Genomic DNA, 15,309 nt, shown 5'->3' on the forward strand with positions numbered 1-15,309 from the left:
TCCATCGACTGGGCGCGCGTGATGCGCGGCATGAATTCCATCGCAAAGGCCGTCACCCCGGCCTTGGCCAGCGCCGCAACGGCGGCATCGTTGCCATAGGGATCCATGATGGCGATGACCGCAGCGCCTGACTTGTAGCTTTTCAGCTCCGCATCCGTCGGCCGGCGCACCTTCAGCACCACGTCGGCCTTGGCCACATCGCCGGCCTCGCCGATCGAAGCGCCCGCCTTGGCGAACTCCTCATCGGGAATGCGCGATCGCGTGCCGGCACCGGCCTCCACAACCACTTCAAGACCCAGGCCGGCCAGCCGTTTCACCGTATCGGGCGAAGCCGCGACACGGGGTTCGCCCGAGCCGCCCTCGGCGGGAATGAAGATGATCTGGCTCACGCTTGGCTACCCCTCCCCGGCACGCGGCGCATCTGCGCGCCTGCCGTATCGTTCACATCTTACTACAATCCACAAAATGGGCAATTTGTCCACATATCTGATTGAGGGTACTTGTCCGCCAGTTGCCGATGCCATATCGATGGCCAAACGGCGGTTCTGGAGGTGTAAATGTCCAAGATCAATGGTGCGAAGCGGCTACGCTCGCGCGAGTGGTTCGACAATCCGGACAATCCCGGCATGACGGCGCTCTACCTCGAACGCTATCTGAACTATGGGCTGACCCGCGAAGAACTGCAGTCCGGAAAGCCGCTTATCGGCATCGCCCAGACGGGCTCGGACCTGTCACCTTGCAACCGGCATCATATCGAGCTCGCCAAGCGCGTGCGCGACGGCATTGTGGCCGCCGGCGGCGTGCCGCTGGAATTCCCGGTCCACCCGATCCAGGAGACAGGCAAGCGGCCCACCGCCGCGCTCGACCGCAACCTCGCCTATCTCGCTCTCGTCGAGTTGCTTTATGGCTATCCGCTGGATGGCGTCGTGCTGACCATCGGCTGCGACAAGACCACCCCGGCGCTGCTGATGGCCGCGGCCACCGTCAACATTCCAGCCATAGCGCTGTCCGTCGGCCCGATGCTGAACGGCTGGCACAAGGGCGAACGCACCGGCTCCGGCACGGTCGTGTGGAAGTCACGCGAAAGGCTGGCGGCAGGAGAGATCGACTACGACCAGTTCATGGACATCGTCGCTTCATCGGCGCCGTCCGTCGGCTACTGCAACACGATGGGCACGGCGACGACGATGAACTCGCTGGCCGAGGCGCTCGGCATGCAGTTGCCGGGCTCCGCCGCCATTCCAGCACCCTATCGCGAGCGCGGCCAGATCGCCTACCAAACCGGCAAGCGCATCGTCGACATGGTGCGCGAGGACTTGAAACCCTCCGACATCATGACGCGGGAAGCCTTCGAGAACGCCATCGTCGTCAATTCTGCCATCGGCGGCTCGACCAATGCGCCGATCCACCTCAACGCCATCGCGCGGCATCTCGGCGTGTCGCTGACCGTCGATGACTGGCAGAAGGTCGGTCACCACGTTCCGCTGATCGTAAATCTCCAGCCGGCCGGTGAATATCTCGGCGAGGACTATCATCATGCGGGCGGTGTGCCGGCCGTGGTGGCAGAGCTGATGAAGGCCGGCTTGCTGCCGCATCCTGGAGCCATGACCGTCAACGGCCGCACGATCGGCGACAATTGCGCCGCGGCGGAGAATCTCGACGGCAAGGTCATCCGTACCGTGGCCAATCCGCTCAGGAAGGAAGCCGGCTTCATCAACCTGAAAGGCAATCTGTTCGATTCCGCAATCATGAAGACGTCGGTCATCTCGCCGGAGTTTCGCGACCGCTATCTGTCAAATCCGCGAGACCCCGATGCCTTCGAGGGCGTCGCCGTCGTCTTCGACGGTCCGGAAGACTACCACCGTCGCATTGAGGATCCGTCACTCGGCCTGAACGAGAATACCATCCTGTTCATGCGCGGAGCCGGCCCTGTCGGTTATCCGGGCGGCGCCGAAGTCGTGAACATGCAGCCGCCGGCCTACCTGCTGAAGGCGGGCATCCACTCGCTGCCCTGCATCGGCGATGGCCGTCAGTCCGGCACTTCCGGCTCTCCATCGATCCTCAACGCCTCGCCCGAGGCGGCCGTCGGTGGTGGCCTTGCGCTGCTGCGTACGGGTGACCGGGTACGCATCGACCTGCGCAAGGGGACCGCCGACATCCTCGTGTCGGACGACGAGATCAAGCGCCGTCGCGTCGACCTGCAAAACAAGGGCGGCTATGCATATCCGAAGCATCAGACACCCTGGCAGGAGATCCAGCGGTCAATGGTTGACCAGTTGTCCGAGGGAATGGTTCTGAAGCCGGCGGTGAAGTACCAGAACATCGCCGTCACCAGCGGCCTGCCGCGCGACAATCATTAGAACAGTTCCTACTCTGCGTTCAAGATCGGTGCTCGATTGGCGAAGAACTGTGACTGATCTGGAATTAGGGCCTGAAGATGCGCTATGATTTGTATTCACGCGGGCGACGGAACTCCGGATCCGGTGCCGGCTTCTGCTCTGGGGTTTGACCGGAATGGCTTATCCTTTCACCGCGGCGATCCGCGGCTTGGATGACTGGATCGCGGGACCGGCCTCCCTGCTGGATGAACTTGCGCGCGTCAAATCCGGCAGCCGCGTGGTCGCGCGGGTCGCGGACGATGGGAGCGCGCTTGAAATCGAGCCGGCGACCAGCCGAAAGCCGTCAGCACCCCTGTTGATACCGATTTCTCCAGACACGCAGGCGCCGGCCGCATTGCGCACCGCGGTGAATGGAAAGGCGGTCCATCTCGGCATCCCGGCGAGCTGGGTGATCGCGCGCCGGATCGAACTGCCGATGGAGGCTGCCAGCCACGTCGAAGGCATCGTTACGTCGCGGATGGGCGCGCTTTCGCCATTGCCTGCTTCCGATATCTATTTCGGCCACCGGGTCCTCGGGATCAGCCGTGAGGCGCGGCAGATCACCGTCGCCGTCGCAATCGTTCCGAGGTCGCGTGTCGCTGCTGCCTTGGCCTGCCTGAACGTGGCCGAGGCCCGCCAGGTCGTGATCTCGGCGCCGTTTCCGGAAGGCGATGCCGTGGAAGTATTGACACAGCGGCAACGGGTCACCGGCACGCGTGGCCGGATAAAGTTTGTCCTTGCCGGAGTTCTGGGCGTAAGCCTAGTCGCTGCAGTCACGGCTCCGGCGGTGCGGCCGATGATCCAGAACAACTATGCCGAGCGCCGCGCCGCCGTCGAGATCCGGGCCGAGAAGGCGCGCCAGGCAATCGCGCTGGCGGCGACTCCGGACAAGGCTGAAACAGCGCCTGAGCAGGAGGCGCTGAATATCAAGGACGACGCGATAAGCGCGCTGGGAGCATTGGACGACCTGGCTCAGGTTTTGCCGACGCATTCCTATGCCATTGAGGTGTCCTTCGCCAATGGCCGCATGCGTCTCTCGGGCCGGACCAAGGACGTGCCCGAAGTACTGACCGCGCTGGAATCGTCGGGTCGCTTCGAAGACAGCAAGCTGGTCGGATCGGCCCTGCGCGGCGAGGATGGCGTTACCTCGGAGTTCGAGGTCGATACCCGCCCGCTCATCCGCACGGGAGGTTCGCTGCGATGAGGACGACACCCCTGTGGCGCGACACGCGGCTTCAATCCCTGGTCGTCATGGCCCTGCTGGTCGTCGGAGCTCTTGTACTCGTCGCCGATACGCTGCTGTCCTGGCGCGCGGAGGCGGGCGCGCTGGCGCTCTATGAGGAACGTACCGCCTTGCTCGAAAGCAAGGCGTCCACTTCCCCGGTTCCCCAAGGCGCGAACCAGGCTCTGGATCCCGGCGAGGGCAAGATTCTTCTCGATGCCCAAACCAGTGGGCTCGTCTCGGCCGAATTCCAGAGTCTGCTCTCCAACCGCGTTGAACGCGTGGGTGCCGTTATCCGGCGCGTCGATGTTCCCACAGACGGTGAGGTCGCCGATATAAGCGATCCTCAGTTGGAGTCTTTGGAACGCATTCGTTTAACTGCCGATATCGAGGTTATGGAGCAATCGCTGCCCGATCTCATGTACGCCATCGAGGCAAGCTCGCCCGTCATGGTCGTTGATAGCTTCAGGCTTCGGTTGAACCGAAACGTCGATCTGGGGGGGAATCAGACCTCGGGTTCCATGGATCGGCCGCTGTCGCTGAACGTCACGCTGTCGGCCTTCCGGGAGAAGGGACCCCAGTCATGATGACCATGCTGGGCGCGACAATGATGCTCGCCGCCATCGCGGCCTCTTCGAGCCTGTCCTTCGGCGCAGAAAAGCTATCGGTCAGGGAACGCCAGGTGAGCGACTATGCGGCGCTTCGGGATCGGCCCCTGTTCTCGCCGGACCGGACTGCCCCGATCGCGTTCGGTGCCCCCGAGCCGGAACCTATTGTCGTGCAGCCCGAGCCGGAACCCGAGCCCCCGCCTGCCGCGGCGCCCGAGTGGCAATTGGTTGGCATCGTGCGGTCGGAAAGGCTCAACAGCGCGACCTTCACCACCCCGGCCGAAATGGCGGCCTTCACGCTGCGCACGGGGGAAAGCCGGGAAGGTTGGACCCTGAAGGAAGTCGGCCAGTTCGAAGTCAAGCTCGATGGAGCGGGAGGACGCGCCTCGCTGCGGTTTTCGGATGAGGCAAGCGGTGAACAAATGTTGCCACCGGAGGAGCCGGTGCCCACGCCTTCAGGGGGTTGATCCAAATGGAGTGGTTGCACATTCCGAGCCTCCGGCAGGGATTAATGGAGCGAGTTTCTTTCACAGACAGCAATCAGGAACGAACGTCTCCAGTAGAGGCGTACAGTTAGGAAATTTGGCCTCCATGGTCTCCACGGCATTCGCATACAAGGCTTTGAATGGCGAGGGTCGTCTCGAACTCGGGCGGATCGATGCGTCCGATTCCGACGATGCCGTCCAGAAGCTCGGGGCGCGCGGGCTGATCCCGGTAAGTGTCGAACCGAGGCAGTCTGCATCGCGCGCACCGCTGTTTTCGACCCGGATACCGGCGTCGCAGGTCACGCGGCTGCTCTCCGACCTGTCGATCATGCTGAATGCGGGGATCCGGATCGACGAAGCGCTGGCGATCATGGAAAAGGAATTCGACAGCGGCAGGCTTCAGCCCGTGGTTGCCGGCATTCGCACCGACCTGGCGTCGGGCAACTCGTTCTCCAGAGCGCTGGAAGCCTGGCCCGCTCTGTTCCCGGCGTTCCAGGTCGCCATGGTTCGTGTCGCGGAGACCTCCGGCAAGTTACCCACCCTCCTGTCGCGCATCGTGCAGGAGCGCCAGCATTTCGAGGCATTGCGGGCCAAAGTCAGCGAGGCGCTGCGGTATCCGGCAGTCCTGTTTGCCGGCACGATCTGCGTACTGGTCTTCTTCCTGGTGGGGGTCGTTCCTCAGTTCGAACCGATGCTCATGCAGAGCGGCAAGAAGGACACGCTGATGGTGGTGATGTTCGCGGTCTCGAATTTCCTGCGCGCTTATGGGCTGGTCCTTTTGCTTGCGGCTTCGATACTCGTATTGCTGGGGTTCGTGGCGGCGCGGCGGGGCCTTCTCTGGGCATGGCTTTGGGGTTTCGCCAAGAAACTTCCGCTTTTGTCGGAGATACCGGGGAGCTATCGGACGGGGCGCTTCGCCCGTCTCCTGGGCATCATGGTCGAGACCGGCGTGGCGGTTCCTGTGGCTTTCAAGCTCATCAGCGATACCGTCGACCACGGCGAGGCCGCGCGGGCACGCGCGCAGCAGGCGTCCGACGCGCTGAGGCAGGGGAATAGGCTTGGCCATGCGCTTGAGATTCTTCAGCTTCCCCCGCTGGCGGTGCGCATGTTGAGGCTCGGCGAGCAAAGTGGCGAACTCGCAGGGCTGGCCTATCGTGTCGCCGACTTCTATGAAGTGCGGCTGGAGCGTTCGCTGTCCCGTATCGTCGGGCTTGTCGGCCCTGCGGCAGTGGCAACCATCAGTATCTTGATCGGTGGTATGATCGTGTCGATCATGTCCACCCTCATGTCATTCAACGACATGGTCCGCTAGGAGGCTGTTTGCATGAGCGTTCATTTCGCAGTTGGTCCCAATCTCATGCAGCGCAAGCGTGCCCGGCGCCGCGAGGCAGGCTTTACGCTGATCGAGATGCTGGTCGTGCTGGCCATCATCGGCCTGATCTCGGCGCTCGTCGGTCCTCGTGTTCTCGCGCAGTTGTCCGACTCGCGCGTGCGTGCGGCGAAGCTTCAGATCGAGGCGTTTTCCAGCGCGCTCGACATCTTCTACATCGATGTCGGCCGTTATCCGGTGCAGGCCGAGGGGCTGGGAGCGCTGGTGCGCAAGCCCTCGACCATCCAGGTCTGGAACGGGCCATACGTTCGCGGCGAGACCGTTCCGCTCGATCCGTGGGGCCATGAATACAGATACGCAAGCGACGGAAAGACGTTCAACATCACCACCGACGGGCCCGGTGGGCGCGGCTCCAATGTGTCCGCCCAGCCCTAAGGGCAACAGCAACCGCAAAAGGACGCAACGCGGTGTCGTGCTGCTCGACGTGGTCGCGGCGCTTGCGATCGTCGCTCTCGCGGCCTTCGTGCTGATGCCGCGCCCGCGTTCCAGCATCGGGGCTGCCGAGCTTTCTGGCGAGGCGGTTCGTGTCAGCGGGGAGTTCCGCAAGGGCAGAGCGAAGGCGCTGACCACGGGCAGCGTCGCCGACGTGAGGGTCGATCCGGGAAACAAACGCATCCAGGTGGATGGCGCCAATCCGATCTCGATCAGGGATGGGGTGGCCATGAACTGGGTCACGTCGGACCGGTGTCCCATACGAGGCGGAACCAGAGCCTTGCGCTTCCTTGCCGACGGACGGTCGTGTGGGGGCGTCATGACACTGTCCGCCAGCGGCCGGGAGATCGAACTGCGCGTCGACTGGTTGACCGGCCGCGTGGAAATGAGCCCGAAATGACAGGACGGCGCAGACGCGGCTTCACGCTGATCGAGGTTCTGGCCTCGCTTGCCGTCGCCGTGCTGCTGATCGTTCCGATCGCGCGCATGATCACGGGCACCGCAGGTGCGTTCGCGGGTCTGGAACGATCGACCGAACGCCGTGTCGGCATGCAGGCTGCCATGGCGGCGGCGATGACCCTTAACCCGTTGCGAACGGGCCGGCGCGTGATCGGAGGCTTCACGGTCATCGTGGAACCGTACCGCTTCGAACGCGGCACTGCCCTGGCTCGCGCCGGATGGCAGCTTTACTCCGTCACCGTTCGCAGCACCGACGGATCGGATGACGACGCGATGCAGACCGTGCGCCTCGGCAAGCGGCAATGACAAGGAAACGCAGCGCTCGGGCCGGCTTCACGCTGATCGAGGCATTGGCTTCGCTGGTGCTTGCGACGATGCTGTTTGGCGGGCTGGCACTCTACACCGGAACCTGGCTGCGCCAATGGCAGGGGATAATCGCCAGAGGCGGGCAGGAGGACACGGTGGCGGTGATTCTCGACCGGATGGTCGAGGATCTGGAGGCGGCGCAGCCCGGCTATTCCAACCCGGAGGGAGCCGCTGCGATCCGCTTCACCGGCCATGCCGACGAGGTCACCTTCGAGCGCCCGGCGCTCGGCTACGAGCCGCGTGCGGGACTTGATGACATCACCTATTCGATGGGTCGGGCCGGAGCCGACGAGGCCCTCATTCGTGCCCGCCGCGATCACAGGATGGGCGAGGGCGGGGAGGATCTTCCGCTGGTGCGAGGCGATCTGAAGCTTTCGTTCAGCTATGCCGGGCCGGACGGCGCGCTCAGCCCCGAATGGACAAGCACCAACCGCATGCCGTCACTCGTCCGTATCGAGATATCCGGCAGTTCTCCGCGTCCCTGGCGGCAATGGGCCTATGCGCGGTTACGCGTCGAGCTGCCCGCGCGTTGCGGCGCGGCCGAAGCGCTCGCGCCGTGTCTGCAGCGCTACGGCATCGGCTTCTGAACTCCGCAGGGCTGTACGATTGGCGCCGATAACAGGCTTGCAAAACAGCGTGGCATGCAGACGGCGCAAGGCTGCCGCTGGCTATCGACATTCGCGGGCTCTGTCGCAAATCGTTCTTTTGTTTTCGCGTCGCTGATCAGGCTGCCAGGATCTCGAACTGCTCGGCGATCGAGGGAGATGGATTGTAGGCAAACCTCGCCTGCTGTCTGCGCATCATGTGAACCATCTCCATGCCAGTGAGAATAACCTCGGCGGTCGCATTCACTTGAAGCCGAACATGGAGTGGATGCGGCGCTTGACGCGTCGATGGTTCTGTTCGATCCAATTATTGAGGTACTTGCTGTTGCGGATGTGAATCGGCTTCGGTGAACGTCGCGGGCGGTCCCGCAGACGGCTTTCAGCATCGCAGGAAATGACCGCCTCGCGGTTGGTTTGGCTGCCGTCGATGACAATGCGTTCCGGCCTGCCGTAACCCAGCGGCGACCGAAGGTCGTCTCGATTTCCTGCAATGCCTTGCTCGCCCGGTTGCGTCAACGCGACCTGCTGCGAGGCTTTGAGGAGCGAGCCATGCTCGCCCAGCGCGAGTAGGAGCCGCAACTGTTTCAGGTGGATCCTGGAAACGATCGAGTGGAGCGGTGGGGCCATGCCTGGGTTGAGTAAACGTTATACCGAGATCACATCTTCTCAGTTGTCGCGCGAGCGAATGCTGCAATACTCCGGCCGGCCAAGTCTCTGCGGCGATCACGATTAATGAGTTTCGCTGTTCAGGCCCAGATCCAAACAATCCCGAATGCGCTGGCCCGAATGCGCTGGTCTAAAAATATCAGGAGGAGAACGTAATGACAGTCAGCCGACGCTCATTGTTGAAGGCCGGCGCCGGAATCGCCGCCGCAGGGGTGGCCAGCAGCATATTGCAGCCGAGCATTGCCAATGCCGCGGACCCGCGCGTAGCCGATATCGTCGTTGTGGGTTGCGGCTCGGCGGGCCTCGGGGCCGCAGTCGCCGCCGCAGAGGCGGGCGCGTCGGTTATTGTCCTCGAGGCGCAACCGCACATCGGGGGACGTGGCATCGTCAGCTCAGGCAACATTCCCCTGGGAGGCGGAACCCCTGCCCAGATGGCGGCCGGCATCGCGGACTCGCCAGACCTCCTGTATCGCGACCTTACCGACTGGTCCATCGTCCAGGCGAACGGCTTTCCGAGCTACCGCTATAACGATCGCGAGCTGATCCGGGCATTTGCCGACGTCAACGTCGACCTTTACAACTTTCTGGTCCGCCATGGCGTCGTGTGGACGACATCCAGGCCCGACAATGTCGGCGGCAATGAGGTCGGCAACTCGGTGAACCGTATGATGCATACGGCGATCATGAACTACGTCTCGGTCCGGACCGGCTTGCCGGTAGCCGCGAGCCAACAGCGGACGACGTCTCAAGGGCCCGGCTTCATATATCCGCTGGAGGCCGCGGCAAAGGCGCGTGGCGTGAAGATCCTGCTGAATTACCGTTTGGAGTCACTGCTGCGGACGAAAGCGGGCGTGGTCGGGGTCGTAGCCTCCAATCAGGGCCGCCTCGTTAACATTCAGGCACGCAAGGGCGTAGTGATTGCGAGTGGCGGCGGAAACGGCAATGTGGAATACCGCCGACAGTTCGACCCACGGCTCACCGCGGAGTACTGCGGCGTCGCTGGCGAGCCCTATTCCTTCCAGGACGCCAGCGGCATACTCGCAGGGCTGAATGTCGGCGCGTCGCTCGCGGGCACGTACAACCAGACTGGAGAGTTCGGCACTAACATCACCAAGCCAACCGCCATCGGAACGCGGTACAACTACTCGTTCCTGCAGTGGGGGCCCAATAGCCCTGTCTTCCACCTTGCGAAAGCTTCGGGACTAGCCAACGTCAACAACCAGAACGTTATCCATGTAAACATGATCGGGAGGCGGTTCTACGACGAAACGGGAGGTCAATTCGGGACGAACAGCGCTGGCTCGGTCAACCCGTACACTCAGGGCAGCTACCTGAACGCCAAGAACATCACATACAACCCGCAAAACTGGATCAACGCCGCTCTGGCTGGAATCGGCGACGGCCACAACGGCGGTGGCCCGATCTGGGCCATCTTCGATGCAGATGCCGTGGCCCGCCAGAGATGGAATGTGGCGCCGCCCTTCGTCGATCCCGGTGGATTCTTCTTCCAGGCAAACACGCTGGAGGAACTCGCACAGAAGATCGTCATGCCGCATCAGCGGGTTCCGATGCCGGCAAGCAACCTGGTCGAAACGGTGACGCGGTACAACAGCTTTGTTGACGCGGGTGCCGACGCCGACTTCGGCAAACCGACACCCCAATACAAGATCCAACGGGGCCCCTTCTATGCCGCCTGGTCGACGCCGGTGATCCACGACGCCCGGTCCGGCCTGCGCATCAACGGCTCAAGCCAGGTCCTCGACTATGCCTCTCAGGTGATTCCCGGCCTCTACGCCGCCGGCGAAGCTGCTGGCGGATTCAGTCAGCACGGGAACGGTCGAGCTCTCTCTCAGGGCATCATCGCAGGAAGGCACGCAGCCTCCAGTTCGTATTAGCAGGACTACAGCTCTCAACAATAGTCCCGCCAGGCCTCTCGGTCCGGCGGGACTACCTGTTCCTCGGACCCGAGGCCAGTGATTCCAGCACCGGCGGCATGAAGAACTTGGCCATGCGCGCGACACAGGCCTGCGCGATGCGCTGGCCGGTGGCCACCGGGCCGGTGAAGCTGATCGCGTTGACGCGTTTGTCGTCCAGCAGCACCTGGCCCACTTCGGAGCCGCGGCCCATCACCAGGTTGAACACCCCGCTGGCAGGCCCGCGCGGTGCAGGATGTCGGCGATGGCCCAGGCGCTGCCGTATACGAGATCGGCGGGCTTGAGCACCACGGCGTTGCCGCAGGCCAAGGCCGGGGCGATCTTCCAGGCGGGGATCGCGATGGGGAAGTTCCAGGGCGTGATCAGGCCCACGACGCCTACGGGCTCGCGGGTGACTTCCACGCCGACGCCGGGCGTACGGAAGGCACCACGTCGCCGCCGACACGCAGCGCTTCGCCGGCAAAGAACTTGAAGATGTTGCCGGCCCGTGCCACCTCGCCGATGGCCTCGGGCAGGGTCTTGCCTCCCTCGCGGGCGAGCAGGTCGCCCAGTTCGGCCTTGCGCGCCAGGATCCAGGCGCCGGCGGCGTCGAGGATGTCGAAGCGCTGCTGCGGGGTGGACAGGCCCCAGGCGGACTGGGCCTGGGTGGCTGCGGCGATGGCCTGCCTGGCTTGGGCCGCCTCGGCTTGCGCGAACTCGCCAATGACGTCGCGCGTGTCCGAGGGGTTGATGTTGCGCGAGACGCGAGGGCCTTCGACCCACTCGCCGCCGATCAGGTTGTTGAACATAGTGTGCTTGCTTCCTAAAGGCTGGCTTCGAGCATCGCTTCGTAACCGGTGTCGGATGCCACGCGCGGGTTGGTCAGGTGGCTGTGGTCCTTCAAGGCGCCCGGACGATGTCGGGGAACATCGCGCGCCACGCCCAGTTGGGCCAAGCCCGTCGGCAAGCCGAGCCGCTCGGTCATGGCGCGCACGGACGGCCCCCCTCGGCCCCGCTGGCCAGGTCCATCGCCTTGCCCATGCGGCACCCTGGCGGATACAGCGCTGACCGGCGCGGTCGCGCCGACCTGATGCTCAGGACTGGCGATGGACCAATTCGTCGATCAGCAGTTTGGCGGCGGGCGGAACCCACGCCCCCTTGCGGGTGACGAGCTCATAGGCCTCGCTTCGCGACGCCAGGGCCAGCGGCAGGATGCGCGTCATCTGCCGGTGCGCGAAGAACTGCGCGACTTCGATCGACACCAGGGCCACGAAGGACGGGTTGGCCTGCAGCAGCGCCAGCGTCGCAAAAGCGGAGGTCGTCTCGAGCAGGTGCTGCGGGAACCGGATCCCGCAATCGCGGTATTCGCGTTCGAGCAAGAGCCGCATCGGCATGTTCGCGCGGTATACCACCCATCGGTATGGCGCCAGCTCCTGCAGGGTGAGCTTCTTCGCGTGCCGGAGCGGATGGCCGACGTTCGCGATCACCGCGAGCGTTTCATCCTGGAGCTTCACGCTGTCGTAGACCTGCGGCGCCTGGCTGATGGTCGTGCGGCAGATCGCCAGGTCGAGCCGGCCGGCTTCGAGCTGGGCCAGCAGGGCGGCGCTGGTGTCCTCGACGATCTCGACGGACAAGTCGGCCTGCCGCGCAACGAGCGCGGAGATGGCATCGGTGAGCAGCGGCACCGCGCCCATGATGACGCCGGCCGCCACCCGCCCGCCCTGGCCACGCATGATTCCGACGATCTCGTCGCGCAGGTGCGCGAGATCCGTCTGGATCAGGCGCGCATAGCGGATCACGCAATGGCCGACGGCATTGGGCTCCAGGCCCCGGTTGGTGCGAACGAACAGCGGCGTGCCGAAGGTCGTCTCGATTTCCTGCAATGCCTTGCTCGCGCCCGGTTGCGTCAACGCGACCTGCTGCGAGGCCTTCAGGAGCGAGCCGTGCTCGCCCAGCGCGACCAGGAGCCGCAGCTGTTTCAGGTGGAGCCTGGAAATGATCGAGTGGAGCGGTGGGGTCATGCCTGGATTGCGTAAATGTTATATCGAGATCATATCGACCGCAAGCATTTCAAATGAAGATCATTGGCGGTTTCGCCACCGAACAGCGGGACCCGCGTGGGGCCAACCCAGCCGCTGTACCAACAGCGCGTCGGCGAACCAGGACCCGCCAGTGCGTGGAAGGCCTCGGCGCTCGACGGCCGCGAAGGTGCCGATCGTCGTTCCGACAGTGCCGTGGGTCGCAGCAAGATGCGTAAGCTCGTCTGCCAAGTCGGCCGCCGTCTCGTCATCCCGGGCAAGCCCCAGGGCATCGAGAACTCCGACGACGCTCGCCTCGTCAGAAGATCCTCCGCGGGCCGAGTTGCCAGCCAGCGCCAAGCCAATTCGGCCGGCGGGACCGACGTCGTCTCCAGGTCGCGTCAGCAGAACGGCATCACGAAGTGCCGCTTCATCGTCTACACCCCCCATCTGCCGCGCCGTTACCGCCACCGCAGAAAGTTTTTTGACGAAAACTGCTCGTTTTTCAATTTCTCCTGACCAAGGATGACCACATTTGATTAGCATATGCGGTCAAAATCAGTCAAAATAATTCCAATGGAGCCAAACAATGGGAAATCGCCCACCAAAAATGACAAACGATTGGGCTTGCTGGATGGATTCATGATATTTGCGGCAGATCGCTCGCCGTGATTCAGGCGAGCGCGTTTGCGACGCCGTGCGGAGATACAAACGTGGCTAGGAATGTCCGAAAATCAGCGGTGGAGGACATGGCGCCCTCGGCGTCCGCCGGGTCACGGGAAGACGATGGCGGGCGCGGACGGGTCGATTTGATTCCGGCCAAGCGTCATGCCTTCATCCTCGAATGCCTTAAACGGCAAGGAGCCGTAGGCGTTCAGGAGCTTATCGATCTCATCGGCGCATCGCCTTCGACGATCCGGCGCGACCTCGAGATGCTTGAACGGCAGGGAGCACTGGAGCGAACGCATGGCGGTGCGATGCTTCAGCGCACGGAACTCGCCACCTTCGAGCCGGATCTCGCCACCGCGGCGCATTTCGCCAGGGCTGAGAAAGAGGCCATAGGTGCCGCCATGATGTCGGAACTCCGCGCCGGCCAAAGCGTCATTTTCGACGCAAGCACGACCGTGCTGGAAGTCGCCCGCGCCATCGCCGCGGCGCCTATTCCGCTTACCGCCGTTACCAACAGCCTCGCGATCGCGCAGATACTTGCAACCGTGCCGGAAGTACGCCTCGTCATGCTTGGAGGCACCTGCAAGCCAGGCTCACTGACCCTGGTCGGCCAGCCCGGCGAGAATTTCCTGCGAACCATCCACGCCGATGTGGCCATTCTTGGGACCCATGCCATCACCGGAGACATGCTCACGGAGACCTCGCTAGAGGTTGCGGCGATGAAGCAGGCGATGATCGCGGCGGCGCGCCGTGTCGTCGTGCTTGCGGACAATTCGAAGTTCACTGCCCCCAATTTCTGCACCATCTGCCGTCTGGCCGATATCCACCAGATCATTACCGACGAGGGCATCGATCAAGCTCACCTCACCAATCTTCGGACGCTCGATGTGAACGTCCGCGTCGTGCGCGTCAGCCGTCCAGGTTCTTCAGTTGAGCGCTCTTGAGGGCGTGGATATCCGGGTCGTAGCCGATGACCTGACCGGCGCCCTGGACAGCGCGGTTTCCTTCGCATCGCCCGGCCACGGCATTGGGGTGAGCTGGCGACTGGACGGTCCGTTTTCGGAGCGCATGGCTGTCGATGTCGCCACACGAGAGGGCGCCGAGGCGACGGCCGTCGCCAGGCACCGGGCGCTCGCGCCATGGCTCGCCGCCGGACAGCTGAGTTTCAAGAAGATCGACAGCCTTTTGCGCGGTCACGTCATCGCCGAAATAGAAGCCTGCATCGTCGAGGGGACATACCAGCGCGTTGTGCTGGCGCCTGCTTTCCCGTTTCAGGGGCGCGTTACGCGCGTCGGACGCCAATGGCGGCTCGATCGCCCCGAAATGGTAGGTCCCGACCTCCTCGCCGACCTCGGCCAGCGCTTTTCGGTCGGGCGTTCAACACCGGGGGCACGGTCGGCTCATTTCATCACCCTCTACGACGCCGAAACGGACACGGACCTGGACAAGATCGTCGCAACGGCCGGAATGCCGGAGGCACGGATCTTGTGGGTCGGTACAGGCGGCTTGGCGGCGGCACTCGCCCGGCACATGAAAGCACCGCAGAAGCCTGCTCTTGCGTTATCCGGGCCGTTCCTTGGCCTTGTCGGCACAAATCACGAGATCACGGCGGGACAGGTGGCCGTCTTTGCCGCCGGGCATGCGGATGCGCATATCGTCGTCGAACGCGACATCGACAAAGCGAAAAAGCGCTTGGCGGAGCGTATGATGCAAGGCGCGCCATCAATTGTCAGCGTCGCTGCATCGGGTGATCGCCACGCGGTGGCGGATCATATCGGCAAGGTGTTTGCCTCGCTTCTCGAAGGTTTGCCAAGGCCCGGCACGTTGCTCGTCACTGGCGGCGAAACATTGCGGTCGGTGTGCGACAGCCTAGGCGCCGTCGAACTCACGGTCGAAAGCGAGATCGAGCCGGGGCTGCCGGTTTCCGTCATCAAAGGCGGCGTTTTCGAGGGGCTGGCCACGATTTCGAAATCGGGCGCGTTCGGCGACAGCGCCCTGCTCTGCAGGCTTGCCGCTCTCGCGCGTCCCTGATCAAAACGATCGCCGGCGAAGCCGCGGTACATCCGCCTTGCCGGTCAAATAGCGTCAAAAAGCACTG

At 63.6% G+C, this 15,309-nt stretch carries 15 protein-coding genes and 3 pseudogenes; 12 read left to right on the top strand and 6 right to left on the bottom strand.

Features of this window, described 5'->3' with window-relative positions; all coding sequences use genetic code 11:
- Positions 1-389, bottom strand: a pseudogene (locus LB541_RS08625) (NAD(P)(+) transhydrogenase (Re/Si-specific) subunit alpha); the annotation flags it as partial.
- Positions 390-557: 168 nt separating this feature from the next.
- Between LB541_RS08625 and LB541_RS08630 the strand changes: the two are divergent.
- From LB541_RS08630 to LB541_RS08670, 9 genes are all read left to right on the top strand, one after another.
- On the top strand, positions 558-2,360 hold the full coding sequence (locus LB541_RS08630) for an IlvD/Edd family dehydratase (RefSeq protein ID WP_140560836.1): 1,803 nt from the start codon (positions 558-560) through the stop codon (positions 2,358-2,360).
- Between the two features lie 187 nt (positions 2,361-2,547).
- Positions 2,548-3,582, top strand: a complete 1,035-nt coding sequence (locus LB541_RS08635; RefSeq protein WP_140658542.1) for a PilN domain-containing protein — start codon at positions 2,548-2,550, stop codon at positions 3,580-3,582.
- Positions 3,579-4,187, top strand: a complete 609-nt coding sequence (gene gspM, locus LB541_RS08640) for a type II secretion system protein GspM (RefSeq protein WP_140629480.1) — start codon at positions 3,579-3,581, stop codon at positions 4,185-4,187. The genes LB541_RS08635 and gspM overlap by 4 nt, the downstream gene beginning before the upstream one ends.
- Entirely contained in the window at positions 4,184-4,675 is a 492-nt protein-coding gene (locus LB541_RS08645) for a hypothetical protein (protein ID WP_140496494.1), read from the top strand. The genes gspM and LB541_RS08645 overlap by 4 nt, the downstream gene beginning before the upstream one ends.
- A gap of 124 nt (positions 4,676-4,799) precedes the next feature.
- Positions 4,800-6,005 carry a type II secretion system F family protein gene (locus LB541_RS08650; RefSeq protein ID WP_181173509.1) on the top strand — a complete coding sequence of 402 codons (1,206 nt, stop codon included), beginning with the start codon at positions 4,800-4,802 and terminating at the stop codon, positions 6,003-6,005.
- 12 nt (positions 6,006-6,017) lie between these two features.
- The gene (gene gspG / locus LB541_RS08655; RefSeq protein ID WP_140496499.1) at positions 6,018-6,458 is read left to right on the top strand and encodes a type II secretion system major pseudopilin GspG; all 441 of its coding nucleotides are present in this window, start codon (positions 6,018-6,020) and stop codon (positions 6,456-6,458) included.
- A 37-nt stretch (positions 6,459-6,495) separates the two neighbouring features.
- Positions 6,496-6,915, top strand: coding sequence for a hypothetical protein (locus LB541_RS08660; protein WP_140557696.1), 420 nt, complete (start codon positions 6,496-6,498; stop codon positions 6,913-6,915).
- Positions 6,912-7,280 carry a type II secretion system protein J gene (locus LB541_RS08665; RefSeq protein WP_140524045.1) on the top strand — a complete coding sequence of 123 codons (369 nt, stop codon included), beginning with the start codon at positions 6,912-6,914 and terminating at the stop codon, positions 7,278-7,280. The genes LB541_RS08660 and LB541_RS08665 overlap by 4 nt, the downstream gene beginning before the upstream one ends.
- Complete coding sequence (locus tag LB541_RS08670; RefSeq protein ID WP_140496507.1) at positions 7,277-7,927, top strand: type II secretion system protein J; 651 nt, start codon at positions 7,277-7,279, stop codon at positions 7,925-7,927. The genes LB541_RS08665 and LB541_RS08670 overlap by 4 nt, the downstream gene beginning before the upstream one ends.
- A 136-nt stretch (positions 7,928-8,063) precedes the next feature.
- Here LB541_RS08670 and LB541_RS08675 read toward each other — a convergent pair.
- Positions 8,064-8,398, bottom strand: a pseudogene (locus LB541_RS08675) (DDE-type integrase/transposase/recombinase); the annotation flags it as partial.
- A 368-nt stretch (positions 8,399-8,766) separates the two neighbouring features.
- Between LB541_RS08675 and LB541_RS08680 the strand changes: the two are divergent.
- Entirely contained in the window at positions 8,767-10,506 is a 1,740-nt protein-coding gene (locus LB541_RS08680) for an FAD-dependent oxidoreductase (protein WP_224618183.1), read from the top strand.
- 103 nt (positions 10,507-10,609) lie between these two features.
- Here the strand turns inward: LB541_RS08680 and LB541_RS08685 are convergent.
- The 4 genes and pseudogenes from LB541_RS08685 to LB541_RS28685 all read right to left on the bottom strand — a co-directional run.
- Positions 10,610-11,333 (bottom strand): annotated as a pseudogene (locus LB541_RS08685) (aldehyde dehydrogenase family protein); the annotation flags it as partial.
- A 14-nt stretch (positions 11,334-11,347) separates the two neighbouring features.
- Positions 11,348-11,518 (bottom strand): iron-containing alcohol dehydrogenase, encoded by a 171-nt coding sequence (locus LB541_RS08690; protein WP_140557690.1) that lies wholly within the window; start codon positions 11,516-11,518, stop codon positions 11,348-11,350.
- A gap of 100 nt (positions 11,519-11,618) precedes the next feature.
- Positions 11,619-12,545, bottom strand: coding sequence for a LysR family transcriptional regulator (locus LB541_RS08695; RefSeq protein WP_140496511.1), 927 nt, complete (start codon positions 12,543-12,545; stop codon positions 11,619-11,621).
- Positions 12,546-12,605: 60 nt separating this feature from the next.
- Positions 12,606-13,088: a DUF1403 family protein gene (locus LB541_RS28685; RefSeq protein WP_224618184.1), complete on the bottom strand. Its 483-nt coding sequence runs from the start codon at positions 13,086-13,088 to the stop codon at positions 12,606-12,608.
- Between the two features lie 167 nt (positions 13,089-13,255).
- On the opposite strand from LB541_RS28685, the gene LB541_RS08705 reads away from it, so the two are divergent.
- Positions 13,256-14,155, top strand: a complete 900-nt coding sequence (locus tag LB541_RS08705) for a DeoR/GlpR family DNA-binding transcription regulator (protein WP_318012601.1) — start codon at positions 13,256-13,258, stop codon at positions 14,153-14,155.
- Positions 14,142-15,242 carry a four-carbon acid sugar kinase family protein gene (locus LB541_RS08710; protein ID WP_140524039.1) on the top strand — a complete coding sequence of 367 codons (1,101 nt, stop codon included), beginning with the start codon at positions 14,142-14,144 and terminating at the stop codon, positions 15,240-15,242. The genes LB541_RS08705 and LB541_RS08710 overlap by 14 nt, the downstream gene beginning before the upstream one ends.
- The last annotated feature ends 67 nt before the right edge of the window (positions 15,243-15,309 follow it).

Origin of the sequence: Mesorhizobium sp. BR1-1-15 (assembly GCF_020165475.1) — a bacterium.
In the GTDB taxonomy this organism is placed as follows: Bacteria; Pseudomonadota; Alphaproteobacteria; order Rhizobiales; family Rhizobiaceae; genus Mesorhizobium.